A 26,020-nucleotide genomic window follows, 5' to 3' on the forward strand; every position below is an offset into this window, starting at 1 on the left:
GTTTAGGGCTCTTTAAGCTGTTGCTACCTTAACTTTGTGTCTGTTTAGGCACTATTCTATGCCCAAAGGTGAGCTTATACGGATATTTCATCTTTGGTTTTAGGCACCGAATCTTCATTACTGCCCTTGTGAAAATTGTATTTTTAAGCTGTTATGAGAGGTATAATATACACTTTCAAAGTTCCACTGTAGTTCTCTATCCCATAGTTTAAGTAAAACTTCATACATTCAGGCATAAACATGATACTCCCAATCATTATGGCAGGCGGCTCCGGAACAAGGCTTTGGCCTTTATCTCGAGGTGATTATCCAAAACAATTTTTAAAGCTGCACGGTGAAAAGACTATGCTGCAAGAAACGGTCTCTCGCTTAACCGGACTTGATGCTGCACCAGTAATGTTAATTTGCAATGAAGAGCACCGATTTATTGCTGCTGAACAAATGCGTCAATTGAGTACGGTTCATGGGGGGATATTTTTAGAGCCTGTTGGCCGCAATACTGCGCCCGCAATTGCCATAGCAGCTTTTAAAGCCCTAGAAGACAATGATGATACCTTGCTACTGGTTTTAGCTGCTGATCATGTTATTGAGGATAAAGAAGCATTTCAGTCAAGTATAAAATGTGCTGAGGCTCTAGCAGAACAGGGCAAATTAGTGACCTTTGGTATTGTTGGTCAAGAGCCAGAAACTGGGTATGGTTATATTAAGAGAGGTGAGGCCATTAAAAATGGCTATATCGTGGATTGTTTCATTGAGAAACCAGATTTAAAAACTGCACAGAGATTAGTAAACAGCGAGGATTACTATTGGAATAGCGGTATGTTTTTATTTAAGGCGAGTCGTTACTTAGAAGAGCTCAAGTTATTTAGACCCGATATTTATGATGCGTGTCAAAAGGCCGTACAGATTCAAATCAGTGACATGGACTTTGTGAGAATAGATAGAGCTGCATTTGAGGCTTGCCCGGATGAATCTATAGATTATGCGGTCATGGAGCACACTAAAGATGCGGTGGTTGTGCCTATGGATGTTGGGTGGAATGATGTCGGTGGTTTTGCTGCCCTTTGGGAGGTGCTAGAGCAAGACAGTCAAGGTAATGCTTTTATCGGTGATGTTAAGTCTGTTGATACTAAAAACACCTTGGTTTTTGGTGGTGATAAGTTAGTTACGACAGTAGGTGTTGAAGACTTAGTGGTGATTGATACTAAAGATGCAGTTTTAGTGGCACGTAAAAGTGAGTGCCAGAAAGTTAAGCAGATAGTACAGCAGTTAAAGGCTGATAAACGTTCTGAAGTGACTTTTCATCGTGAGGTTTATCGCCCATGGGGTAAATATTACTCGGTTGATAGTGGTGAGCGTTTTCAAGTTAAACGTATCACCGTAAAACCGGGTGCAAAACTATCAGTGCAAATGCACCATCACCGCGCTGAGCACTGGATTGTTGTTTCTGGCACGGCGAAAGTGCAAATCGATGACACTGAGCAGTTTGTCACTGAAAATGAGTCTGTTTATATTCCAATTACCGCTGTTCATGCGCTTGAGAATCCAGGTAAAGTTGATCTGGAACTAATAGAGGTGCAATCAGGCTCGTATCTGGGGGAAGATGATATCGTTCGCTTTCAAGATCGCTATGGAAGAGTGACAGGTAAATGATGAATACTCTAACAATTATAAAAGACAGCGGAATTTCGTTTGGCACAAGTGGGGCAAGAGGACTCGTTGTAGACTTTACGCCAGAGGTATGCGCTGCGTTTTCAATCGCGTTCATAGATAGTATAGGTGAGCAATTCGAGTTTGATACGGTTGCGCTTGGCATTGATAATCGCCCAAGCAGTTTAGCGATCGCGAACGCTTGTGCTGCTGGACTAAAACAGTTAAATGTAAATGTTGTTTTTTATGGCGTGTTGCCGACACCAGCACTGGCGTATACAGCAATGAAAGATGGTATGCCTTCCATCATGGTAACAGGTAGCCATATTCCCTTTGATCGAAATGGATTAAAGTTTTACCGCCCTGATGGAGAAATAACGAAACAAGATGAGTTGTCTATCTTATCGTCAGATGTTGTGTTTTCGGCTATCAACATTGATGGTGTTGGATTAGAAAGTAGCTCGCGAGCTGCGGATTTATACGTATCACGGTATACCTCCTTGTTTAGCTCAACAATTTTATCCGGTAAAAAAATAGGCATTTATGAACACTCAAGTGCCGGTAGAGAGATTTACAAAGCGCTTTTTGAGCAGCTTGGTGGTGAAGTGATCAGTTTAGGTCGAAGTGATCAGTTTATACCGATTGATACAGAAGCGGTATCTGATGAAGATAAAGAAAGAGCGAAAACGTGGGTTAGTCAGCATAACTTAGATATGTTGTTTTCAACAGATGGGGATGGTGACAGACCGCTCGTTGCCGATGAAGACGGTATATGGCTAAGAGGTGATATTCTCGGACTGTTGTGCAGCAAAGCTCTCCATATTGAAGCATTGGCGACCCCTGTAAGTTGTAACACTGCGATTGAATTGTCTGGGTCTTTCAAAGAAGTCACGAGAACCAAAATTGGCTCACCTTATGTAATAGAAGCTTTTTCACAGCTAGAGGATAAGCATAAACGCATTGCAGGCTTTGAGGCGAACGGGGGCTATTTGTTAGCAACTAGCATTGAAGTGAACAATCATTCACTAGCCGCATTGCCAACGCGGGATGCTATTTTACCAGCTTTGATTTTGATTGCGCAGGATATGCCTATTTCTCGCTTGCAAGAGTCACTACCACAGCGTTTTACTACAAGTGATAGGTTGAAAAATTTTGCGACTGAAAAAAGTAAACAGCTGATCTCTGAGTTTAGTGTAGCACCCAATAAACTCCTAGAGAAAATGGACTTGGTTGATCTACACGTTGATAGCACGTGTTTAATTGATGGTTTGCGTCTCACTCTGGATTCTGGAGATATCATTCATTTAAGGCCGTCAGGGAATGCACCTGAATTAAGGTGTTATGTTGAATCTAATAGCTCTGAAGTGAGCGAACGTTATCTAGCGTCTTTCTTCAAAGCTTTTGGAAGTGCTTGTTAATCCTTATCCATTTTTTACTGCCAATGTACTTGAGTTATCGACATTGGCAGTTTTACCTGACCAATCAATAAATCGATGTTTCTTTGAAACAAATTAGAGTAGATGTCTCAATAATTTACTTATTACAAAATCTTGCTTGCTAAATTTTGACTGTAAGCGTGAACACGTCAGCTAGAAAAATTAAACCTCACATCATACCTTTAAAGTTAGGACTGGCGTTAAAGAAATTGTTTTTATTTCCTTAGAAATAAAGGTTTAACAGGGTTGTTTGTCCCCCAAATTGGCGTGTTTTTAGTTGATTACAGCGTCAATTTTGTTTGCTACAATTCCTGCCGGGAACTGGCGGTAGTGTTAGTTGAATAAATTGAAAAGTAGGTTTTTAAGAATGAAAATTACGGTCGTTGGTACTGGTTATGTTGGACTATCTAATGCACTTTTGCTGTCTCAACACAACTCTGTAACCGCTCTAGACATAGATGTCGAAAAGGTCAATTTACTGTGTGCACGAAAATCTCCTATAGAAGATGCACATATCTCAGAGTATCTTAAGAATGAATCTTTAGATTTTGTTGCAACCACAGATAAACAGGAAGCCCTTAGAGGTGCTGAGTTTGTTGTGATTGCTACGCCAACAGACTATGACCCGCAAACCAACTACTTTAACACTGCCTCTGTCGAAAGTGTTATTAAAGATGTGCTTGAAATAAACCCTACGGCAGTGATGGTCATCAAGTCAACGGTACCCGTTGGTTACACCGAAACAGTTAAACGTCAATTTGACACTGACCAAATCATCTTCTCACCAGAGTTTTTACGCGAAGGTAATGCACTTTATGATAATTTATATCCTTCACGCATTATTGTCGGAGAGAACAGTGAGCGAGCGCAAGTTTTTGCTGATTTGTTAAAACAAGGGGCTGAAAAAGAGTCCATTTCTGTTTTGTTAACTAATTCTACAGAAGCGGAAGCGATCAAGTTATTTTCAAATACGTATTTAGCAATGCGAGTTGCTTATTTCAATGAACTTGATAGCTATGCAGAATCTCACGAACTGGATTCGAAGCAAATTATTGAAGGGGTCAGTTTAGACCCTCGTATTGGCAACCATTATAATAACCCTTCGTTTGGTTATGGTGGCTATTGCTTGCCAAAAGATACAAAACAGCTGTTAGCTAACTACAAAGATGTACCTAATAATATGATTAGGGCTATTGTGGATGCAAACTCTACGAGAAAAGACTTCATCGCTGATTCAATTATTAAGAGAGCCCCGAAAGTTGTGGGAATCTATAGGTTGGTGATGAAAACAGGGTCTGATAACTTCCGAGCCTCTGCAATCCAAGGCGTGATGAAGCGCATTAAAGCTAAAGGCATAGAGGTTGTTGTTTATGAGCCTTCATTAAATGAAGATACGTTTTTTAACTCTAGGGTTATCTCAGATGTTGAAGAGTTGAAAACAATGTCAGATGTTATCATTGCGAACAGAATGGATGACAATCTCAGGGATGTTGCTGAAAAAGTGTATACACGAGATCTTTTTGGCAACGATTAAGTAGAGGTGAAAGAATGAAATATTTGGTTACTGGCGCTGCAGGGTTTATTGGCGCTGCTGTATGTAAAAGATTACTTGATACTGAATGTGAAGTTGTTGGTATCGATAATATCAATGACTATTACGATGTTGAGCTAAAACATGCTCGATTAAATCGTATTAAAGATAGTCGGTTCACTTTTATAAAGTTAGATATTGCTGACAGAGAGGCTACTGCTGATTTGTTCAAACGCGAGCAGTTTGATCGTGTTATACATCTAGCTGCACAAGCTGGTGTGAGATATTCGATTGAAAACCCTCATGCGTATGCTGACAGTAACTTAGTTGGCCATCTTAATATTCTAGAAGGGTGCCGTCAGGAAAAGGTTTCTCATTTAGTATATGCCTCGTCAAGCTCAGTATATGGTTTAAACGAGAAGACACCATTTGAAACAAGCGACTCTGTAGATCATCCTATTTCGTTTTATGCAGCGACTAAGAAATCAAATGAATTAATGGCTCATAGCTACTCACATTTATACGATTTACCTACCACAGGGTTGCGATTCTTTACAGTATATGGGCCGTGGGGCAGACCAGATATGGCGCCATATATTTTTACAAAGAAAATACTCAACGGTGACACGATTGACGTAAACAATAATGGCGACATGTGGCGCGACTTTACGTATATAGATGATATCGTTGAGGGGGTTGTCAGAATCGCAGATGTGATACCTGTAAGAGATGAGCAATGGAAAGTTGAAAATGGCACACCAGCAACAAGCTCAGCGCCATATGCTGTTTATAATATTGGTCATGGCAGCCCAATTAATCTAATGGACTTTATTACAGCCATTGAGGAAGAGCTTGGTATTGTTGCTAAGAAGAATTTTAGAGAAATGCAGGCTGGAGATGTGTATAAAACTTATGCACAAACCAATGATCTATTTAAGGCTACTTCATATGTGCCTCAAGTGGATGTTAAAACAGGCGTTGCAGAATTAGTTAAATGGTATAGATCATTTTATCTTTGATGCTAACCACGAATACGTAGAGAATTTTTAAATTCTCTACGTCTCTCCTTCGAGGCTTTTTTACTGATTTATCATGTTGCAAAACATGTTTATTCACTGCCACTTGTTAGGTGTTGTAGCTAAGCTGACCTGAAATGCCTACTCGCAAAATGAACTATTGATTGTTTGCTTTTTTAACCTCTTTATTATGCATGGTGCTGAGAGTGCATAAAAACTATTGTGTTTAAGTTACTACATTACAACGGGTTGTGTGCTAAGGGTAACTGCATGCGGTTTTAAATAATGTAGATTGATTGGCCTTATATTGTTTATATAGTATAATGCTTGAATCATAAGGACCGTGAACGTCAAAGCATTGGAAGGCTGAGTTTATATATCTTTGTTTATTCCTATAAGCTATTAACAGTGTGTTGTTTGGTTCAAGACAGAACACTAGTTGCAGTATTCACTGCATTGCACATTCCTTATTATTTATATTTTAGCAATTGTCGCTTTTAAGTTCGTACTCATTCTTGCTAAAAAGGTGTGTTTCTATTTCGGGTAAAACTGTTGTTTTTTAGTCGGTTAGCAAATTATTTTTTATGCTAAATTAGACTTTAGTAAGATTAAAGGCCATTGCAACAAATCTTTAGTAAAACTCATGTAACATTAACGCAATGTAAACTTGCGATTGAGAACATCGCATGGTTTAATTAGCCATCGCATAAGTAGGAATTATGTTGTTAAGTTACTTCAAACTTAGTAACTAAGAATAAGTATTAAAAATATTTAGGAAGAAAAAATGGCCTTATGTTGTAAAAAAACCATTGCTAACTCAGTTGCGTCAGCATGTGTTTTGGTGATGAGTGGCTGCACCTTGATCCCCGGTGGGCATTTTGAAGGAATTACATCAGGTGATAAAACAACAAGCTTAGAACAAGACCTTTCAAAAGTTAATATTCAGCTCATAGATTCAAGTCTAATTAATCAGCAAAAAGCTCAAAAATTACCGCGTAGTATTAATACGAAAGGTGCTCTTGACCTGTCCGATTATAAGTACCGTCTCGGTGTTGGAGATGTTATCACCGTTGGGGTTTGGGACCATCCAGAGTTAACGATTCCCGCGGCGGTGCAAAGAACGGCGGAATTCGATGGTTTTAGAGTGCAAGCAAATGGCACCTTTACTTATGCATACGCACCTAATGTTCCTGCAGTGGGTAGAACTGTTGTAGAAATTAGAGAGGATTTAATTAAGCGATTAAGCAGAGTGATTGAAGACCCGCAGATTGATGTTAAGGTGGTTGGTTTTAACAGCCAAAAGGCGTATGTCACAGGTGAAGTTAACAGACCGGGGGTTTATGCGATAACTGAAACGCCATTGACGCTGATAGATGCCATTAATCAAGCCGGTGGTATGTCAGAAAGAGCTGACTGGAAAGAAGTGACCTTCTCTCGAGGCAATGTAACTGAAGCTATTGATCTTGAGGAGTTTTATTCCGAAGGTGATATTTCCCAAAATCGTTTACTTAAGCACGGCGATGTTATTCATATCCCACGAAATGATAACAGCAATGTATATGTGATGGGGGATGTGAAAGTGGTTGGGACTGTTGCTATCAATCGATACGGCTTAAACCTAGCCCAAGCACTGTCTGAGTCTGGTGGTATAAATGAACGCAGCGCAGATGGCAATGGAATTTTCGTACTGCGAAAGAAAAACCTAGAAACCGATGGTGTAATTGCTGATGTTTTCCAATTAAGAGCAAGCAATATTGCATCCTTGGTTTTAGCCGAACAGTTTGAGCTTTACCCTCAAGATATTGTTTATGTCACGAGTGCACCAATAGCGCGTTGGAACAAAGTTATTAGCTTGTTACTTCCTTCATTGACAACTGTTGATGCAGTTCAGGAAATAGATAATCAGTAAGATAGGTATCTGAGTATGTTTGATAGTGTATTGGTTGTCTGTGCTGGTAATATTTGCCGCAGCCCGACTGCAGAGTATGTACTGAAGAGTAAACTTGAAGGAAAAAGTATCAGTGTTTCCTCCGCAGGGTTAACCGCTTTAGTCGACAAAGGTGCTGACTCCATGGCCAGTGAGTTAGCGCAGGGTAATGGGATAGACATGTCCTCACATAAAGGACGTCAAATATCGTCTTCACTAGTTTCAAGTAATGCGCTTATATTGGTGATGGAGCAACGCCACGTACAAGATTTATGCGCGCGTTACCCTGAGGCAAGAGGAAAAACCTTTTTACTTGGTAAGTGGTTAGGTGACAAAGAGATCCCTGACCCTTATCGGCAGAGTCGTGAAGCCTTTGAACACGTATACGATTTAATTGATAGCGCTTGTAGCGCTTGGCAAAAGTATTTATAAGGATGAAAGAGTCAATGAATGCTCAATCAAACTTGGCAGCTGGAATGCAAGATAAGCAAGCATCGCAGCAGCTCCATGAAATCGATTTGCTGGCGATTATAGGGGCGTTGCTAGATCGTAAATTTTTTATCATAAGCATTACTGTATTATGCATGTTGATTGGCGTTGTGATTGCTACGTTCAGTACGCCAATATACCAAGCAACTGCCATGATCCAAGTGGAGGAAAAAGGTGGAACAGTTCCTGGATTTGACGAGTTGGGCGGCATGTTTGAAAGCACCTCTGCTGCTATTACTGAAATAGAACTCTTAAAGTCTCGCAGTATCATCGGTGAGGCTGTTGACAAACTTAAGTTGGATATAGTTGCTACACCAAAGCATTTTCCTTTAATTGGCGAAAGAGCATTTCGAACTTACATCCCTCTCCAAGCCGGTGGGCTAGCAGAACCGAGTTTGGGTGCCAATAGTTATGCTTGGGGTGGCGAAGAAATCGAGGTCTTTCGCTTCGAAGTACCATCTAATGCAGTAGGCAAGGTATTCACCTTAGTTGCGCTTGAAAATAATCGGTTTGAACTACAAAATGACGACGGTCAGGTCTTATTAAGCGGAAAGGTCGGCGAAGAGGTCATCAACGGCGAGTTTAAGCTGACTTTAAAAACGCTGCACGCACGCACCGGAACAGAGTTCATTTTAACTAAAAAACAGCGATTGAGTACTATTCTTGACTTGCAAAAAGCAATTGGTGCAAGTGAGAGAGGTAAAGATTCTGGGATTATTATTTTAGGCTTTTTGAACGCAAACCCTGAGTATGCAAAAACTGTCCTCAATGAGGTCGCCCAAATTTATGTACACAGAAACGTTGAACGTAACAGCGCTGAAGCTCAAAAGTCCCTAGACTTTTTAGAATACCAGCTGCCTCAAGTTAAAAAGCAATTAGAAGCTTCAGAGCAAAGACTGAATGATTATCAGGTAAAACAGCAGTCGATTGATATTTCTCTTGAAACTGAAGGTGTTTTAAAGCAGATAGTTAAATTAGAGACAAGACTGCAAGAGCTAGAACTTAAAAAACTAGAGTTGGCACGCAAATTTAAGCAAAGCCACCCTAGTTATCAAGCTGCGTTAGAGCAGATAGAAGCTGTGGAAAACCAAAAACGCAGATTGGCAAGAGAGATTAAGGGCTTACCTGAGACACAACAAGAGCTACTGCGTTTGACTCGTGATGTTCAGGTAAATAACGAAATATACACGTTACTACTGGCTAAAACTCAAGAGCTGGACATTGTTCGTGCTGGTACCGTTGGTAATGTCCGAATCATTGATTTCGCTGAGGTCAATACAGCCGTTCCGGTAAAACCTAGTAAACATTTTATAGTGATGCTTGCTACTCTATTTGGTGGTGCAATTGCCGTAGCGCTTGTGTTACTTCAAAGAGCCATGCACAAAGGTATCGAAGATCCAAACCAGATTGAGGCGCTTGGGTTACCTGTTTACGCCAGTGTTCCTTATTCTGAGTATCAAGTGAAGTTAACTGGGTTTGCTAAAGCGCGGAAGGGTAAAACGGCCAAAGCCAAATCGATACTGGCAATGGACAACCCTGCAGATTTATCTATTGAAGCGTTGCGAAGCCTTAGAACCAGCTTACATTTTGCAATGATGGAAGCAAAAAATAATGTGATTGCGATTTCAGGCCCAAGTCCAGGTGTTGGTAAGTCATTTATCTCAGTTAACCTAGCCACTGTGCTTGCTCAAAGTGATAAGAAAGTACTCATCATTGATGCTGACATGCGTAAAGGGTATTTGCAGACACAGTTTGGTTTGAAGTGGGAAAATGGATTAAGTGATTACTTATCTGGTCGGATTGACTTGCAGGCTGCCACTAAGAGTACGCAAGTTGAAAGCTTGGATGTGATGACGCGAGGGCAAATCCCACCTAACCCTTCAGAATTATTAATGCACAAAAACTTTAGCGATTTAGTTGAAGAGGTTAGTGCAAAATATGATCTCGTTATCATTGATACACCACCAATTTTGGCTGTCACAGACCCTGCTATTGTTAGTGCACACGCAGGAAGCACTTTACTGGTTACAAGATTTGGACAAAACCATGTAAAAGAGTTAGAGCTGACTCGTAATAGATTTGAGCAAAATGGTATAGATGTTAAAGGTGTTGTATTTAACGGTGTAGTCAAGAAAGCCAGTAATGCATATGGGTATTATGGATACTACAACTACGAATATAAGTCTGACAAATAGTTTTATTGAAGAGTATTAAAATGCAAGAGTTATTAAAAGGGAAGCGGGTCGCGATCATTGGCCTAGGATATGTAGGTTTGCCACTGGCCGTAGAGTTTGGTAAGCAATATCAAACTCTTGGCTTTGATATAAACCAAGAACGTATTTCGGAGTTACTAGGTGGACATGATTCTACGCTAGAGGTGAGTGATGAAGAGCTCAAGTTATCTCCGCAGCTAAATTATTCTTATAATGTTGATGATTTAAAAAATTGTAATGTTTATATCGTCACAGTGCCGACACCAATCGATGAACACAAACAGCCTAAATTAACTCCGCTTATAAAAGCGAGTGAAATGCTGGGTAAAGTGGTAAGTAAAGGCGATATCATCATATATGAGTCGACAGTTTATCCAGGTGCTACAGAAGAAGATTGTATTCCTGTCGTAGAACGTGTCTCAGGCCTTAAATTTAACAAAGATTTTTTTGCGGGTTACTCGCCTGAGCGTATTAACCCTGGTGATAAAGAGCATAGAGTTACTAATATATTAAAAGTGACTTCAGGTTCTACGGATGAGATCGCTGAAGTGGTTGATCAGCTATATAAGTCAATTATCACTGCTGGCACTCACAAAGCATCAAGTATCAAAGTCGCTGAGGCTGCAAAGGTGATTGAAAATACGCAGCGAGATGTGAATATAGCGTTGATCAATGAGCTTTCTATTATCTTTAATAAGCTTGGTATCGATACCTTAGAAGTATTAGAGGCTGCTGGTACAAAATGGAACTTTTTGCCATTCCGTCCGGGTTTGGTCGGGGGGCACTGTATTGGTGTTGACCCATATTATTTAACACATAAAGCACAAAGCGTTGGATATCACCCAGAAATGATCTTAGCAGGCCGTCGATTGAATGATGGCATGGGCCAATATGTTGTTTCTCAATTAGTCAAAAACATGTTAAAGCAACGTATTCATGTTGAAGGTGCAAATGTCCTTGTTATGGGCTTTACGTTTAAAGAAAACTGCCCTGATCTTCGCAACACCAGAGTGATTGATATTGTTGAAGAGCTTAAAGAGTACAATGTGAATGTCGATGTGGTAGATCCATGGTGCTCCAGCGAAGAAGCCGAGCATGAATATGGCCTGAAGTTGGCTACTGAGGCCAAGCAAGGCCACTACGATGCCATTATTTTGGCTGTTGGACATAACGAGTTCAAGCAATTAGGCAGTGAAGCTATTCGTAAGTTCGGTAAGGATGAACATATTTTATATGATTTAAAATATGTACTGGATAAAAATACCGTAGATATGCGCTTATAAGATTAAAATACTAAGTAGGCTCGGTTTGTGAACCGATCCTACTTTTTTTATGGAAAAATAATGACACGCTTCAATGAAATTCAAAATGATTTAATCGCTTCACCTAAAGTATGGCTAATAACTGGGGTAGCGGGTTTTATCGGATCAAACTTATTAGAAACACTTCTGAAACTTGGGCAAAAAGTGATTGGTTTAGATAACTTTGCCACTGGCCATCAACATAATCTAAATGAAGTCCAAGGTCTAGTGAGTAGTACTCAATGGGATAACTTCACTTTTATCGAGGGAGATATCCGAGATTACCCTACCTGTGAAAAAGCGGTAGGTGGGGTTGATTATGTACTTCATCAAGCGGCTCTTGGTTCTGTGCCTCGTTCGATAGCTGATCCTATCACTAGTAACGCTGCAAATATTACTGGTTTTCTTAATATGTTGCAGGCTGCTAAAGAAGCGGAAGTAAAAAGCTTTACTTATGCGGCGAGTAGCTCAACGTATGGTGATCACCCAGCACTCCCAAAAGTGGAAGAGAATATAGGAAACCCACTTTCTCCTTATGCTGTAACTAAGTATGTAAATGAGTTATATGCAGGTGTATTTGCTCGTACATATGGCTTTAAAACAATTGGGCTGCGCTATTTTAATGTATTTGGTAAACGTCAGGATCCTAATGGCGCATATGCAGCGGTGATCCCAAAGTGGACGGCAGCGATGATCCAAGGTGAAGAAGTTTTCATTAATGGAGATGGTGAAACCAGTAGAGATTTTTGTTTCATTGAAAATACGGTTCAAATGAATATCCTTGCTGCGACTGCCAATGATGATGCAAAAGATCAAGTTTATAATGTAGCCGTCGGCGATCGCACTACTTTGAATGATTTGTATGGTGCCATTGCAAGTGCGTTAAATGAAAATGATATCGCTGTTTCAGGTAAGCCTAACTATAGAGAGTTTAGAGCGGGGGATGTAAGACATTCTCAGGCAGATATTTCTAAAGCGCAAAACTTACTAGGTTATGAACCTCAATATAGAATTCTCGATGGTATCGCAAAAGCTATGCCTTGGTATAAGGAGTTCTTGAGCTAATGGCAAAAATACTTGTGACTGGTGGGGCCGGATTTATTGGCTCTGCAGTGATCCGTCATATTATCAATGAGACCAATGACTCTGTCGTGAATGTTGATAAACTTACTTATGCAGGCAATTTATCTTCGCTTGATTCTGTATCAAGCAGCGAAAGGTATGTTTTTGAGCAGGTGGATATTTGTGATTCTAAAGCACTACAAAGAGTGTTTGAGGAGCACCAACCTGATTTAATTATGCACCTTGCTGCTGAGAGTCATGTAGACCGTTCAATTGATGGGCCAGCAGCTTTTATCGAGACGAATATTGTAGGTACGTATAATTTGCTTGAGGTGGCTAGAAGTTACTACCAGCGCTTGGATGGCGAGAAACAAGCAAACTTTAAGTTTCACCATATCTCGACTGACGAGGTTTTTGGTGACTTGGAGGGAACGGATGACTTATTCACTGAGCAGACTTCTTATGCGCCAAGTTCTCCATATTCAGCATCAAAAGCATCAAGTGATCACTTAGTTAGAGCTTGGCAACGAACTTTTAATTTACCGACATTGGTGACTAATTGTTCTAATAATTATGGGCCATATCACTTCCCAGAAAAATTGATCCCATTGATGATCTTAAATGCTCTAGAAGGCAAGCCTCTGCCAGTTTATGGCGACGGCCAGCAGATTAGAGACTGGTTATTCGTTGAAGACCACGCAAGAGCATTGTACTTAGTATTAAAAGAAGGCGTGGTTGGTGAGACATATAACATCGGCGGCCATAATGAGATGAGTAATCTACAGGTCGTTGAGAATATTTGCACGCTTCTTGAGGAGCTGGTTCCTCAAAAACCTTCAGGTGTTGAGTCTTATAAAGACTTGATTACCTTTGTAACTGATAGGCCTGGACATGATGTTCGCTATGCGATTGATGCGAGCAAAATATTCAATGAACTAGGCTGGAAGCCTTTAGAAACGTTTGAGTCTGGGTTGAAAAAGACAGTAATTTGGTATCTTGAAAACCAACCTTGGTGGCAATCAGTATTGGATGGTTCATACAGTTTAGAAAGACTTGGGGAAGGCTAAATGAAAGGGATTATTCTAGCTGGCGGTTCTGGCACACGTCTGTATCCAATTACTGAGGGTGTATCAAAACAGCTGTTGCCAGTATATGACAAGCCAATGATTTACTATCCGTTATCAGTGTTAATGTTAGCGGGTATCAGAGAAATACTGATAATTACCACACCAGAAGATCGTGCTAGTTTTGAACGCTTGTTGGGTAGTGGTAGTCAGTTTGGCGTGTCTTTACAATATGCAGAACAACCGACGCCAGATGGGTTGGCGCAAGCGTTCATTATTGGTGAGGAGTTCATCGGTGATGACAGTGTCTGTTTGGTGCTGGGCGACAATATTTTTTGGGGACAAGGTTTCTCACCTAAACTTATTAATGCGGCGAAAAGAGGTTCTGGCGCGACTGTCTTTGGTTATAAGGTGCATGATCCAGAGCGTTTTGGTGTTGTTGAGTTTGATGCCAACCAAAAAGCAATTTCGATCGAAGAAAAGCCAAAAACACCAAAGTCGAGCTTTGCGGTTACAGGCTTATATTTTTACGACAACGATGTTGTATCAATCGCAAAGTCTGTTGAGCCATCAGAGCGTGGCGAACTTGAGATCACAACCGTAAATCAAAAGTACCTAGAGCGTGGAGATCTAAATGTAGAGCTGCTCGGCCGCGGATTTGCGTGGTTAGATACAGGTACGCATGACAGTCTGTTAGAAGCCGCAATGTTTGTTGAAACCATAGAGAAACGACAAGGTTTCAAAGTCGCTTGTTTAGAAGAAATCGCGTTAAACCAAGGCTGGATAGATGCTCAGTTGGTTCAAGAAAGAGCTCAACTCATGTCTAAAAATAGCTATGGTCAATACTTAAGTGCATTAATAAAGGACAAAAAATAGTGAGTTTTGTGCAGGAAATTCAATTAAAGTCACTTGGTGATGAGCGCGGTCAGCTAGTTGTTTTAGAAGGCAATCAGGCAGTTCCATTTGATATTAAGCGTGTTTACTATATTTATGGGGTTGATCCTCAGATCCCAAGAGGCTTTCATGCTCATAAAGCAACCCAGCAGGTTGCTATTTGCATAAAGGGAAGCTGCAAAATGCTAATGGATGATGGCAATCAAAAGACAACGGTTTTGATGAATAGTCCTACACAAGGTGTATTGATTGATGTAATGCAGTGGCATGAGATGCATGATTTCAGTGAAGATTGCATTTTAATGGTATTGGCGAGTGAACATTATGACGAGTCAGATTACATCAGAGACTATGATAACTTCCTAAAAGCGGTATCAATATGATCCATCAATTAAGTGATGTTCAGACGAAATCCATTGGAGAAAAAACGAGAATTTGGCAGTTTAGCGTTGTTTTACCTGGGGCAGTTTTGGGTAAAAATTGCAACATATGCGCTCATACACTCATTGAGAATGACGTCATAATTGGTGATAACGTTACTGTAAAGTCTGGTGTTTACCTTTGGGATGGGATCAGAATAGAAGATAATGTGTTTATCGGCCCTTGTGTCGCTTTTACCAATGACAAATATCCAAGGTCAAAACACTTTCCTGAAGAGTTTTCAAAAATCTTGATTAAAGAGGGGGCTTCAATCGGTGCTAATGCAACCATCTTACCCGGACTGACTCTTGGTGAACATTGTATGATTGGAGCAGGCTCAGTTGTCACTAAAGACGTTCCTCCCTATGCCGTTGTAGTTGGTAATCCAGCTAAAGTAGTTAAGTATTTAGAGAAGCCACATGATTAAGTTTTTAGATTTAAAAAAAATAAACGAACAATATAAAGATGAGCTTAATGAAGCATGCAGCAGAGTAATTGATTCTGGTTGGTATATCCAAGGAACAGAGCTTGCGAGTTTTGAAGAGCAATTTGCACAATATTGTGGTACTAAATATTGTATTGGTGTCGCAAATGGATTAGATGCGTTAACGTTGACGTTACGCGCATGGAAAGAGCTTGGTAAGCTTAGCGCTGGTGATGAAGTCATTGTTCCTGCAAATACGTATATTGCGAGTATTCTGTCGATTACAGAAAATGATCTTGTTCCAGTATTAGTTGAACCTGATCCACAAACATATAACTTGTCAATTGAAGGCATTAAAAACGCGACTTCACAAAAAACAAAAGCGATTTTACCTGTGCATTTATATGGCCAAATATCCCCGATGGATGAAATTATGGCTTATGCTAACTCTCACAACCTTTTAGTGTTAGAAGATTGTGCTCAATCTCACGGTGCACAAATTGCTAATAAAAAGTGTGGCAACTGGGGGGATGCGGGGGCATTTAGTTTTTATCCAGGGAAAAACCTGGGGGCATTAGGAGATGCCGGTGCCATCACTACCAATGATGAATCTCTAGCTACAACGCTTAAAGCGCTGAGAAACTATGGCTCGCATAAAAAGTATGAGAACCTATATCAAGGTGTAAATAGTCGGTTAGATGAAATTCAAGCCGCTATGTTAAGTGTAAAATTAAAATACTTAGATGCAGAGACGCAGCAACGTCAGTCTGTAGCGAAAGCTTATCTGGAAGGTATTAACAACCCTTTAATTAAACTACCTACAGTTGTAGAGCAAGTGGGTCATGTTTGGCATTTATTTACTATTGAGGTTGAAGACAGAGACAGGTTAATCGCTTATCTAACCGAGAAAGATATTCAGACTTTAGTTCACTACCCTATCCCTCCTCATATGCAGCAGGCATATAAAGGGGTGTTTACAGGTGAGTACCCAATAACTGAAAATATACATAATAATATCTTGTCTTTGCCTATGGGGCCTGTAACAAATATTAAAGATATTGAGTGGATAATAGAGTCTTTAAATAACTTCTCATGAACTTAGTTAAAACGACATTTTTAAGCTTTATATCTACTGTTATAAAATTACTGTCAGGCCTTGCAATCAATAAGGTAGTCGCAGTGTATTTAGGGCCTGCAGGGATAGCAATCATAGGTCAATTTCAAAACTTTTCCCAATTAGTTATGACTTTAGGGCAAGGTGCTATGAATGCAGGCATAACTAAATATACCGCTGAGTATGGAAAGGATTCAGAAGAGCTGCCTCAACTCTTAGCAACTGCGATACGGATAAGCTTTTTTTGTTGCTTATTCGTTAGCGTTGTACTTATAAGCTTTTCTAGTTTTTTATCAAAAGAAGTTTTTGATTCAGAAAATTATGGTTTTGTGTTTGTTACTTTTGGCTTTACCATTTTTTTGTACGTTCTTAATACGCTAATCTTATCCGTTCTCAATGGCCTTAAGGAAGTTAAAGAGTTAATTAAGGTTCAAATTATACAAAGTGTATACAGCCTTATTTTTACTTGTGGATTTGTATATTTTCTGGGGCTTACGGGGGCACTTATCGCTCTAGTTACCAATCAGTCTATTATATTCTTAGTGGTACTATATCGTTTGAGGCAAAATGGTCTAATTAAATTTACCTATTTCAAGGGGAAGTTTAATCGCATTATTGCTTCGAAGCTTTTTAAGTTCTCTTTAATGGCGCTGGTTCCAGCACTTGCAACGCCAATTAGTCACTTTTTCATTAGGGACTACATCATTTCTAACTTAGGGGTTGATGAGGCTGGTTATTGGCAAGGAATGTGGTATATCTCGTCGATGTATTTGATGGTTATTACAACGGCGTTAAGCACTTACTACCTGCCTAGACTGTCAGAGATAAAATGCAACTTAGAACTCAAAGCCGAGTTGAAAGGGGGCATTAAGTTAATATTTCCTGTCGTCTGCTGTATGTCTTTGGGGATTTTTATACTTAAAGATTTTATCATATGGCTGGTTTTTACAAATGAATTCTCTCCAATGAGAGAGCTTTTTTTATGGCAGTTAGTTGGTGACGTGTTAAAGGTGACAGCGTGGCTGTTTGCATACCTCTTTGTGGCAAAAGCACTTGCCAGGCAATATATATTTTTAGAATTAGCTTTTCTGAGCGTTTTTATTTTACTGTCTATATTTAGCTTAAATACATTCGGGTTAATTGGGATGACTTATGCTTATGCAGCGAGCTATACACTGTATTTAATGGCTGTTTCTTTTTTAGTTTGGAGAAAGTTTTCTTGAAAATATTATTGTTAGGGGAATTCAGTAGCCTTCACAAAAACCTCCAAGAAGGTTTGATTGCTTTAGGTCATGAAGTAACCGTTGCATCAAATGGAGATGGTTGGAAAAATATTTCTGCTGATATAAAGCTTGGCGTTGAAGGCAGTGGAGTTGTTTCCAAAGTCCTTAGAAGGGTACAGTTCTTAAATTTTTTAAATAGTATCAAAGGTTATGATGTCGTCCAGATTGTAAATGCAGAATATTTTTGTCAAGATTTATTCCCAAATGAGTTAATGCTTAAGCGGCTTAAAAAAAGGAATGGCAAAGTGTTTCTTTTGGGTGCTGGTGATGATGCATTTTTCTGGAAATATGGTAAGGACAAGCTTAAGTATGGTCCATTTAACGACTCTCTTAAATATGACTTTAAATCCAGCACATCAATGTATGAGTGTGCGTCGAAACTTGCTAAAAATAGAACTCTTGTTAATTTAGTTGATGGTGTAATCCCCATCATGTATGAGTATCAAGCATCATATTCACATGTAAGCAATTTGAGAAATGTAATTCCTATACCTATAAACACAGATGAAATTACTCGCAACAATATTGGTGAAAATAAGCGGCTAACTATTTTTCATGGATTGAATAGAGAGGGGTTTAAAGGGACTCATTATGTTAAGAAGGCCTTTGAAATACTTAAACCAAAGCACCCTCACATTGATTTTATAATTGAGGGGAAAATGCCGCTCAAAGAATATCTAGAGCTGATGTCCAAGACTGATGTAATCATCGATCAAGTTAATAGTCATTCTTTGGGTGTAAATGGATTGCTGGCAATGGCAATGGGCAAAGTAACACTTGGTGGAGCTGAGCCTGAGTCTTTAAAATGTTTCGGTATTGATGACTCCCCAGTCATTAACATCAAGCCTTGTGTTAATGATATAGTTGATAAACTAGAGAGAGTAATAGCTACTTCGGCACAAGATTTGAACGATTTAGGTTTGAAATCACGCGAGTACGTTTGTAGCCTGCATGATTACAAGACGGTTGCAGAGAAATATATCAAGGAATGGTCGTTATAACTGACAGTCCTTGGTTGTTTTCCTCTTTGATTAGGGTCATCACGGTTTACTTTAAACTGGATTTTCGGCTAAAAAGCTGACTTCTTATTTGATTTTATAGGGAAATGTTGAAATCAAAATTTCCCACTATTTACTTTGATACAGGTAGTTCTCAGTGATAATAAATTTTGAATGCTTACTGAACTGTCGGAATTAAAAATTATACCCGTGTAGTTTTTATTTTCATTTTGTATTGTCTTATTAAAGATTTTTGAGGAACTAGTCTGTGTGTGGTATTACAGGTTTTTTAGATTTTAGTAAAAGCGCTTCTATTGAAGACTTAAATGGTATGGTCAACTCCTTAGAGCATAGAGGACCAGATGATTGTGGTGTTCATTTCTCTGAACTTTCGGGCTTCAATTTAGGTTTAGGACATACGAGATTATCTATACTTGATTTGTCAAACCATGGGCATCAACCTATGTCCTTCGAACATCTCACAATGGTTTACAATGGTGAAGTATATAATTTCAAAGAAGTGAGAGCGGAACTAGAGGTTTCTGGTTATCAATTTGAATCTGGCTCTGATACTGAAGTTATTTTAAAAGCTTTCCATCTGTGGGGAGTTAAAGCGCTACACAAGTTTAATGGGATGTTTGCGATCGCTTTGTTTGATTCAAGACTGAGTAAACTTTATTTGTTCAGGGATCGCTCAGGGGTTAAGCCTTTGTTTTATTCGTATCAGAATGGCGTTCTCTTATTCTCAAGTGAAGTTAAGAGCTTTCACAATCACCCTAGCTTTAAGAAAGTCATTGACCACAATGCTGTTGGCCAGTTTTTTAAATATGGTTATATTCCTGAGCCATACTCTATTTTCGAGGGAACTCATAAGCTTCTGGCTGGCCATTACATAGAGTTTGACATTACATCGGCAAGTTTTGAAGTGAACAAATATTGGGATGTTGTAGACTATTACAACTTACCGAAATTGGATATTTCCGAAGAAGACGCCTTTGCAGAAACCGAGAAGCTTTTATCTTCTGCATTTGAATATCGTATGGTTGCAGATGTGCCTGTGGGGGTTTTCTTAAGTGGCGGGTATGATAGTTCTGCGGTGGCAGCGATACTCCAAAGTAATAGAGCATCAAAACTTAAAACTTTTACAATCGGTTTTGAAGAGCAAAAGTATAACGAAGCCGAGCATGCAAAAAAAGTTGCAAACTTTTTAGGTACCGATCATGTCGAGTATTATTGTACGCAGAAAGATGCTCTAGATATCTTACCAACGCTTCCCGATATTTGGGATGAGCCATTTGGTGACCCAAGCTCTATACCGACTACTTTGGTCAGTCAATTGGCGCGAAAAGAAGTCACTGTAAGTTTGAGTGCAGATGGTGGCGACGAAATATTTGCAGGTTATTCTAAATACAATGGTATAAGAGCCAAGCATGACGCATTTAGTAAGTTGCCCTCATTTTCTCACAAGCCGATTGAACATTTATTGAGGAATAAGCAGATCCATAAGCTGTGCGAGAAAGCAGGCATGCATAATGCTGAAGATCGGTTGAATCGTTTCTCAACAATGCTGGGTGCTGATGAGCAGCGTTTGTTAGCTCTTTCAAGTTGTACTTTTACGGAGTTGGAACTTGCATTGCTTCTTAAGCAGAAGCCAGAAAAGTTAACGACTAACTTTGACTTAGATATTGATGCAGGTTGGCTGTCGAATGTATTGGCGACGGATTATAAAACGTACATGCTTGATAATATTCTAACAAAAGTTGATCGCGCTACCATGAGTGTGAGCTTAGAAGGGCGAGAACCACTATTAGACTACCGCATTATCGAGTTTGCTGCGCAATTACCGGATCACTTAAAACTCAATCAAAAAGCAAATAAATACATTCTTAAAGAAATTGTTCATAAGTATATTCCCAAAGAAATTATGGATAGGCCAAAAATGGGCTTTGGAGTACCTTTATTTGAATGGTTCAAAGATGAATTAAAAGAATATTTTATGACATATTTGTCACGTGAGAGGTTAAATGAATCTGGATTATTCAATGTGGAGTATGCTATCAAGCTTAGAGATAGCTATTTAGCCGGTGAACAAGCAAATATTAATAAACTTTGGTATCTACTTGTATTTGAGATGTGGAGAGAAAAGTGGATGCGTCAGAAACCGTAAGTCGTTTTGAAAAAGCTAGTCTCCAAAATTATTAGAAATAAAAGAGCAATATATGGAAAACAAATCAGTAACGTTGTTGATAAGCTCATTGGGTGGTGGTGGCGCTGAGAGAGTATGTGCAACTATTGCCAGTGCACTTGCACAGCGAGGATGGGATGTGACTTTGCTTACGCTGAATGCGAAAAAAATGACCCTGGCTTCCGATCTCGACGAAAGAGTAAAGTTGAAAAATTTAGGTGTCGATAAGGCTAGAAGCGCTATTTTTCCTTTAGTGAGATATTTAAAGCAATTTGATGTTGAGCGACTGGTTGTTTTTAGTTACGAGTTGACCCCAATAGCGGCTATAGCTCGTTATTTTATGCGCAGGCCTCCTGTTTTAATAGCACGTAATATTAATTCAATCACTCGCAAATTGGCAACTGAAAAAAGTCTGTGGTTAAAGTCTGTGGTACTGCCCCTTGTTGGCTTTTTTTATGCGCGAGTTGATTTGATCATAAATCAGTGTGAAGCAATGCGAGCTGATTTACTGGCCTATAAACCCAGTCTTGAGAGCAATAGTGCATTCATTTATAACCCAGTTAACGAGGGAATTCGTAAACAGGGTGAGGCTATGTTGTCAAATAATGTACCAAGAGAAAATTATATTCTCTGTGTTGGCCGACTCGTAGAGCAAAAGTCATTACACCATGCGATAAGTGCTTTTGCGCAAGTCGTTAAGAATCACCCTAGTCTTCGGTTGAAAATTATTGGTACTGGGCCTTTGGAGAGTGCTCTTAAGGATTTAGCGGGACAGCTCAATGTGATAGATAATGTTGACTTTGAAGGGTTTAAATCCAACGTATCTGACTATTATACAAAAGCTCAGTTGACGCTGCTCAGTTCTGCTTACGAGGGGTTTCCTAATGTTCTGTTGGAATCTTTAGCATTAGGCACTCCAGTGGTTTCCTTTGATTGCCAAAGTGGGCCAAAAGAGATTATTTCCTCTAGTGATGCAGGTGAGCTTGTAAAACAGGATGATGTTGAGGAACTCGCCGCTGCGATTCAAAAACAGTTAGGTAAAAAGGTATCGCGAGACAGAGTATATGCGACGGTAAGCCCTTTTACTATTAGTAATGTAGTTCACCAGTGGGAATCTGTTTTAAATAGTAATTTGTATGGGAGAACGGATGCTTAGTCGGTTTAGCTTTTTTCAGTTACCAGCTTTACAGCCATTCACACTGCAGCCATGTGACTATAGATACTACTGGGTGTGTTTCATCATTGCATGTAGCTATTCGTTATTTCTTATTTCACTGCCAGTAGATAGCACTATTCTAGATAGAATAAACTATATAAACTATGCGGAAAATTCAGATATTATTTTCGCAAGATTTTATAGTGGAGGGGTTTTATCTTTATTATTCAACGAGCCTGTGTGGCTTCTTGTAAATATGGGGTTGAGTACTTTTTTAACGCCTGAATTGGTAGTACGTTGTATTATCTTAATATCCTCTTTTAGCGTAAGCTTTTATATTGTTAGGTTTAATCAAAAAGCGTTTTTCCTTTTGTTAATCCTACTGATCTTTCCACAAGTTGCTGGTAAATTTATTGTTCATTTAAGGCAAGGCTTTGCTATTGCTGTATTTATTATCGCACTTATGACTCAAAGGGATTATTTGCGGTTTTTACTCGTAATCTCTACACCATTTATTCATTCTTCGTTTTTTATTTTAGTACTGTTTGTTGTGGTCAGTTCTATTTTGCAAAACACTAGGCTAGCCGAAGACGTAAAAAGCTTTGCGATGGTTTTTTTAAGTTTGATTACGGGAAGCTCACTGTTAATCATAGGCTCGTTTTTAGGCGCGAGGCAAGCTGCTGGTGAGGCGATCACGACAGCTATATCTGGGTTTGGTTTTGTATTTTGGTTATCTATACTGCTTTTGTATTATGCAGCAGGAAAGGTATTTATACAAAGATACATTTTTGCTCTGGCATGTATTATTTTTTATTTGGCAACTTATTTTGTAAGTGCCTACACGGCAAGAGTATTCGAGAGTGCTTTTATTTTTACGGTGTTGATGGCTTTAGGCTTAAGCCCTATGCGCAGGTTATGTGCTTATGGGATGTTTTTGTGCTTATTGGTGCTCGGTTATTATATTCGCATCGGTAAACCGTTCCTTGGTTTTGGTGTAGCGTAATGAAGATAGAGAAGTCATGTTTATAATATCATTAGATTTTGAGTTACTTTGGGGGGTTCATGATAGCGCTTCAGATTCTTATAAAAGTAACCTTTTGCAAGTTCATCAAATAGTCCCCGACCTATTAGCGCTTTTTTCGCAAAATAACATTGCATGTACGTGGGCTACAGTGGGCGCGCTTGGGTGTCAAAATTATGAAGATTTTCAAGCCTGCTCACCTCAAAACGAGCCTGATTATGTAAACACTCATTATTCACCGTATAAACAAAAAGTTGCTGAACGTGAACCTGAACTAGTGTTTGCCCCCAGTTTAGTGGATATGATTACAAAGTCTCCACGGCAAGAGTTAGCTTCGCACACTTTTTGTCATTACTATTGTTTAGAAAAGGGACAAACATTACATCAGTTTGGATTAGATTTAGAAGCTAATCAGGTTGTGGCATCTCGTTTTGATGTTGAGTTGAAATCAATTGTATTTCCTCGTAATCAGGTGAATACGGATTACTTGAAAAAGTGCAAAGAGAACGGCGTCTACATCTACAGGGGGAACCCTGCACACTGGGCATATAATGCGGATAATTATGAGGGGCAAAGCTTAGTTAAAAGAGCGTTTCGTTTGATTGATTGTTATTTGCCACTATCTGGGAGCCTTGCACAAGAGGTAAGCAAAGACAGTGAGAGTGGTGTGTTGAACATTCCTGCAAGTTTGTTTTTCAGACCTTACTCTAAAAAGCTATCTATTCTAGAGCCGCTCAAAATCATGAGAATAAAATGGTCCATGAAACAAGCTGCCAAAAAAGGAAAGTTGTTTCATCTTTGGTGGCACCCTCATAATTTTGGTGTTTCGCAAAATGAAAACATGGCTCAGCTCGCAGATATTATTAATTATCAGAAACGACTTCATCAACGTTATGGCTTTGCGTCAATAACCATGCAAGAAGCAGCAGAAAAATTTATGGAAACTCCAAATGGCTAAAATATTAGTATTAGGTAGTGATAGTTTAACTACTAAAATGCTCAACGCTACTTTATTAGATGCTGGCCATCAAGTTGAATGGTTAGAAGAAAAACGTGATGATAAAGTCAATATGCTGAAAAGGCGTGCAAAAAAGCAAGGGCTTATTAAAGTTGCTTCCCAAATTGCATTTATGATTTTAATGCGTCTTTTCTCCGGTAAGTCTAGTGGCCGAATTAAAGAGTTAACTGCTGATATGACTAATTTGGATCAGGTAGCGCCTTATCTTACAGTGCCTAATGTCAATGAAGATGATGTTATTTCGCACGTGAAAGATAGGGATGCTGACCTCGTGATTCTTTGCGGTACCCGTATTTTGTCAAAGGCATTTATTCAATCTATTGAGAAAACGATTGTCAATATCCACTTGGGGTTAACGCCTAAGTACAGGGGGGTACATGGTGGCTATTGGGCATTAGTTAATAAGGACAAGCAGCACTTTGGCGCTACCATTCATTTGGTAGATGAGGGCATAGATACTGGTGGTATTTTAAAGCAGGCCTGTTTTGAACCCTCAAAAAATGACTGGTTTTTAACGTATCCAATTGTTCAGCAGAAAGAGATTTTAAAGTTTTTACCAGCAGTATTAGAGCAATTGTTAGCTGGTGATAAATCGACACAATCTAATCGTTTAGAGTCTGCAATTTGGTCACACCCAACACTATTTAAATACTTGTGGCATTATTTTGTCAATGGGGTTCGTTAGTGAAAGTAGTACACATTATTAGCGCTTTGTTTCAAGGGGGAGCCGAACGTCAGCTTGATCTTTTGATCTCTGAATTTCATGCCCAGAACCCTGAAATTGAACACGTTATTGTAAGTTTAAAGAGTATTCGAACGCCGTTATGGGATGAGTTTGAACGCAAAGGCATTAAAGTCATTTCGTGTGATTATAGTTTAGTAAAATTACCTCGATTTTTGAAAAAGTTACATAGTGTCTTAGGCCAGTTCGATCCTGAACATGATGTCATACAATGCTGGATGTATCATGCTGAGCTGTTAGGCGGCCTAACAGCAAAAAAATTGGGTTTTAAAAAGATATTTTGGAACATTAGAACAACCTTTTTAAAAAGCAATGCAGTAATGACGAAAATAGTCCGTCAACTAAATGCCAAACTTTCGTATTCGATACCAAGCAAAATAGTATGTGTCGCTGAGGCATCCAAAGATTACCACATTGAGTGTGGCTACAACGAAAGTAAAATGATTGTCATTGAAAACGGGTTTGTGCCTCCAAACATTAAGACCGAACGTAATTTTTTACGTGAGCAATTGGGTGTGGATAGCGATACTCTGTTAATTGGCAGTGTGGGACGATATTCAAGTGATAAAGCTCAAGATTTATTTGTCAGTTCTGCTGCTCTGATAGATCGAAAATATCGCGTGAAGTTTGTTCTGGTTGGCAGAGGGAATAATCATGAAAATAAAGAGTTGGTTGAGAACATCAAAGGACAAGGTTTAGACGATCTCTTTGTTTTGCAAGATGAAACTAAAGATGTAGCAAGTTTTATGAATGCAATGGATATATTTTGCCTTCATTCTCGTTCGGAGGGGTTTCCGAATGTGCTTGGTGAAGCTATGTACGTGGGTCTGCCTTGCGCAACGACAAATGTAGGAGATGCATTAAAACTGGTCGGGGAGACCGCAATTGTATGCGCTGATACTTCCTCGCAAAGTGTTGCGGATGCTCTCAAAAAGTTGTTGTTACAATCTGAGTCAGAAAGACAAGCATTGGGGGCGAGTGCAAAGAAAAGAGTTGTTAACCACTTCTCTATACAAAGTGCTCAAAAAAAGTACTTTCAATTATATAGTCAATCATATTGATATTAGGACAGAATA

Annotated in this window: 22 protein-coding genes; all 22 read left to right on the plus strand. The window is 39.3% G+C overall.

The features are described 5' to 3' along the window. Nucleotides 1–240 precede the first annotated feature (240 nt). The 22 genes from JF50_RS04110 (at nt 241) to JF50_RS04215 (ending at nt 26,005) form a co-directional block, all read left to right on the plus strand. Nucleotides 241–1,653, plus strand: coding sequence for a mannose-1-phosphate guanylyltransferase/mannose-6-phosphate isomerase (locus JF50_RS04110; RefSeq protein WP_039608232.1), 1,413 nt, complete (start codon nt 241–243; stop codon nt 1,651–1,653). Next, a complete protein-coding gene (locus tag JF50_RS04115; protein WP_080760139.1) occupies nt 1,653–3,068 on the plus strand; it encodes a phosphomannomutase in 1,416 nt (471 codons plus the stop codon). The genes JF50_RS04110 and JF50_RS04115 overlap by 1 nt, the downstream gene beginning before the upstream one ends. A gap of 385 nt (nt 3,069–3,453) precedes the next feature. Beyond that, on the plus strand, nt 3,454–4,620 hold the full coding sequence (locus JF50_RS04120; protein ID WP_039608234.1) for a nucleotide sugar dehydrogenase: 1,167 nt from the start codon (nt 3,454–3,456) through the stop codon (nt 4,618–4,620). 14 nt (nt 4,621–4,634) lie between these two features. Beyond that, the gene (locus tag JF50_RS04125; RefSeq protein ID WP_039608235.1) at nt 4,635–5,636 is read left to right on the plus strand and encodes an NAD-dependent epimerase; all 1,002 of its coding nucleotides are present in this window, start codon (nt 4,635–4,637) and stop codon (nt 5,634–5,636) included. A gap of 781 nt (nt 5,637–6,417) precedes the next feature. Then, complete coding sequence (locus JF50_RS04130) at nt 6,418–7,542, plus strand: polysaccharide export protein (protein WP_039608236.1); 1,125 nt, start codon at nt 6,418–6,420, stop codon at nt 7,540–7,542. Nucleotides 7,543–7,557: 15 nt separating this feature from the next. After that, the gene (locus JF50_RS04135) at nt 7,558–7,992 is read left to right on the plus strand and encodes a low molecular weight protein-tyrosine-phosphatase (protein WP_039608237.1); all 435 of its coding nucleotides are present in this window, start codon (nt 7,558–7,560) and stop codon (nt 7,990–7,992) included. Nucleotides 7,993–8,006: 14 nt separating this feature from the next. Further along, a complete protein-coding gene (locus JF50_RS04140) occupies nt 8,007–10,244 on the plus strand; it encodes a polysaccharide biosynthesis tyrosine autokinase (protein ID WP_039608817.1) in 2,238 nt (745 codons plus the stop codon). A 20-nt stretch (nt 10,245–10,264) separates the two neighbouring features. Then, nucleotides 10,265–11,545: a Vi polysaccharide biosynthesis UDP-N-acetylglucosamine C-6 dehydrogenase TviB gene (gene tviB, locus JF50_RS04145; RefSeq protein WP_039608238.1), complete on the plus strand. Its 1,281-nt coding sequence runs from the start codon at nt 10,265–10,267 to the stop codon at nt 11,543–11,545. A 60-nt stretch (nt 11,546–11,605) separates the two neighbouring features. Next, nucleotides 11,606–12,628, plus strand: coding sequence for an SDR family oxidoreductase (locus JF50_RS04150; RefSeq protein ID WP_039608239.1), 1,023 nt, complete (start codon nt 11,606–11,608; stop codon nt 12,626–12,628). After that, the gene (gene rfbB, locus JF50_RS04155) at nt 12,628–13,692 is read left to right on the plus strand and encodes a dTDP-glucose 4,6-dehydratase (protein ID WP_039608240.1); all 1,065 of its coding nucleotides are present in this window, start codon (nt 12,628–12,630) and stop codon (nt 13,690–13,692) included. The genes JF50_RS04150 and rfbB overlap by 1 nt, the downstream gene beginning before the upstream one ends. Continuing rightward, nucleotides 13,693–14,565 carry a glucose-1-phosphate thymidylyltransferase RfbA gene (gene rfbA, locus JF50_RS04160; protein ID WP_039608241.1) on the plus strand — a complete coding sequence of 291 codons (873 nt, stop codon included), beginning with the start codon at nt 13,693–13,695 and terminating at the stop codon, nt 14,563–14,565. Next, a complete protein-coding gene (locus JF50_RS04165; RefSeq protein ID WP_039608242.1) occupies nt 14,565–14,966 on the plus strand; it encodes a sugar 3,4-ketoisomerase in 402 nt (133 codons plus the stop codon). The genes rfbA and JF50_RS04165 overlap by 1 nt, the downstream gene beginning before the upstream one ends. After that, nucleotides 14,963–15,430, plus strand: a complete 468-nt coding sequence (locus JF50_RS04170; protein WP_039608243.1) for an acyltransferase — start codon at nt 14,963–14,965, stop codon at nt 15,428–15,430. Before JF50_RS04165 ends, JF50_RS04170 begins: the two co-directional genes overlap by 4 nt. Beyond that, on the plus strand, nt 15,423–16,523 hold the full coding sequence (locus tag JF50_RS04175) for a DegT/DnrJ/EryC1/StrS family aminotransferase (RefSeq protein WP_039608244.1): 1,101 nt from the start codon (nt 15,423–15,425) through the stop codon (nt 16,521–16,523). The genes JF50_RS04170 and JF50_RS04175 overlap by 8 nt, the downstream gene beginning before the upstream one ends. After that, complete coding sequence (locus JF50_RS04180; protein WP_039608245.1) at nt 16,520–17,764, plus strand: O-antigen translocase; 1,245 nt, start codon at nt 16,520–16,522, stop codon at nt 17,762–17,764. The genes JF50_RS04175 and JF50_RS04180 overlap by 4 nt, the downstream gene beginning before the upstream one ends. After that, nucleotides 17,761–18,825, plus strand: a complete 1,065-nt coding sequence (locus JF50_RS04185; RefSeq protein ID WP_039608246.1) for a glycosyl transferase — start codon at nt 17,761–17,763, stop codon at nt 18,823–18,825. The genes JF50_RS04180 and JF50_RS04185 overlap by 4 nt, the downstream gene beginning before the upstream one ends. A gap of 265 nt (nt 18,826–19,090) precedes the next feature. Continuing rightward, nucleotides 19,091–20,989 carry an asparagine synthase (glutamine-hydrolyzing) gene (asnB, locus tag JF50_RS04190; protein WP_039608247.1) on the plus strand — a complete coding sequence of 633 codons (1,899 nt, stop codon included), beginning with the start codon at nt 19,091–19,093 and terminating at the stop codon, nt 20,987–20,989. A gap of 52 nt (nt 20,990–21,041) precedes the next feature. After that, entirely contained in the window at nt 21,042–22,163 is a 1,122-nt protein-coding gene (locus JF50_RS04195; protein ID WP_039608248.1) for a glycosyltransferase, read from the plus strand. Between the two features lie 73 nt (nt 22,164–22,236). Then, on the plus strand, nt 22,237–23,166 hold the full coding sequence (locus JF50_RS04200) for a hypothetical protein (RefSeq protein ID WP_152614455.1): 930 nt from the start codon (nt 22,237–22,239) through the stop codon (nt 23,164–23,166). Nucleotides 23,167–23,182: 16 nt separating this feature from the next. Next, complete coding sequence (locus JF50_RS04205; RefSeq protein WP_039608250.1) at nt 23,183–24,142, plus strand: polysaccharide deacetylase family protein; 960 nt, start codon at nt 23,183–23,185, stop codon at nt 24,140–24,142. After that, on the plus strand, nt 24,135–24,887 hold the full coding sequence (locus JF50_RS25950; RefSeq protein ID WP_052262129.1) for a formyl transferase: 753 nt from the start codon (nt 24,135–24,137) through the stop codon (nt 24,885–24,887). The genes JF50_RS04205 and JF50_RS25950 overlap by 8 nt, the downstream gene beginning before the upstream one ends. After that, entirely contained in the window at nt 24,857–26,005 is a 1,149-nt protein-coding gene (locus JF50_RS04215) for a glycosyltransferase (protein ID WP_039608251.1), read from the plus strand. Before JF50_RS25950 ends, JF50_RS04215 begins: the two co-directional genes overlap by 31 nt. Nucleotides 26,006–26,020: the final 15 nt, after the last annotated feature.

The organism is Pseudoalteromonas luteoviolacea, from assembly GCF_000814765.1.
GTDB classification, from domain to species: Bacteria; Pseudomonadota; Gammaproteobacteria; order Enterobacterales; family Alteromonadaceae; genus Pseudoalteromonas; species Pseudoalteromonas luteoviolacea_H.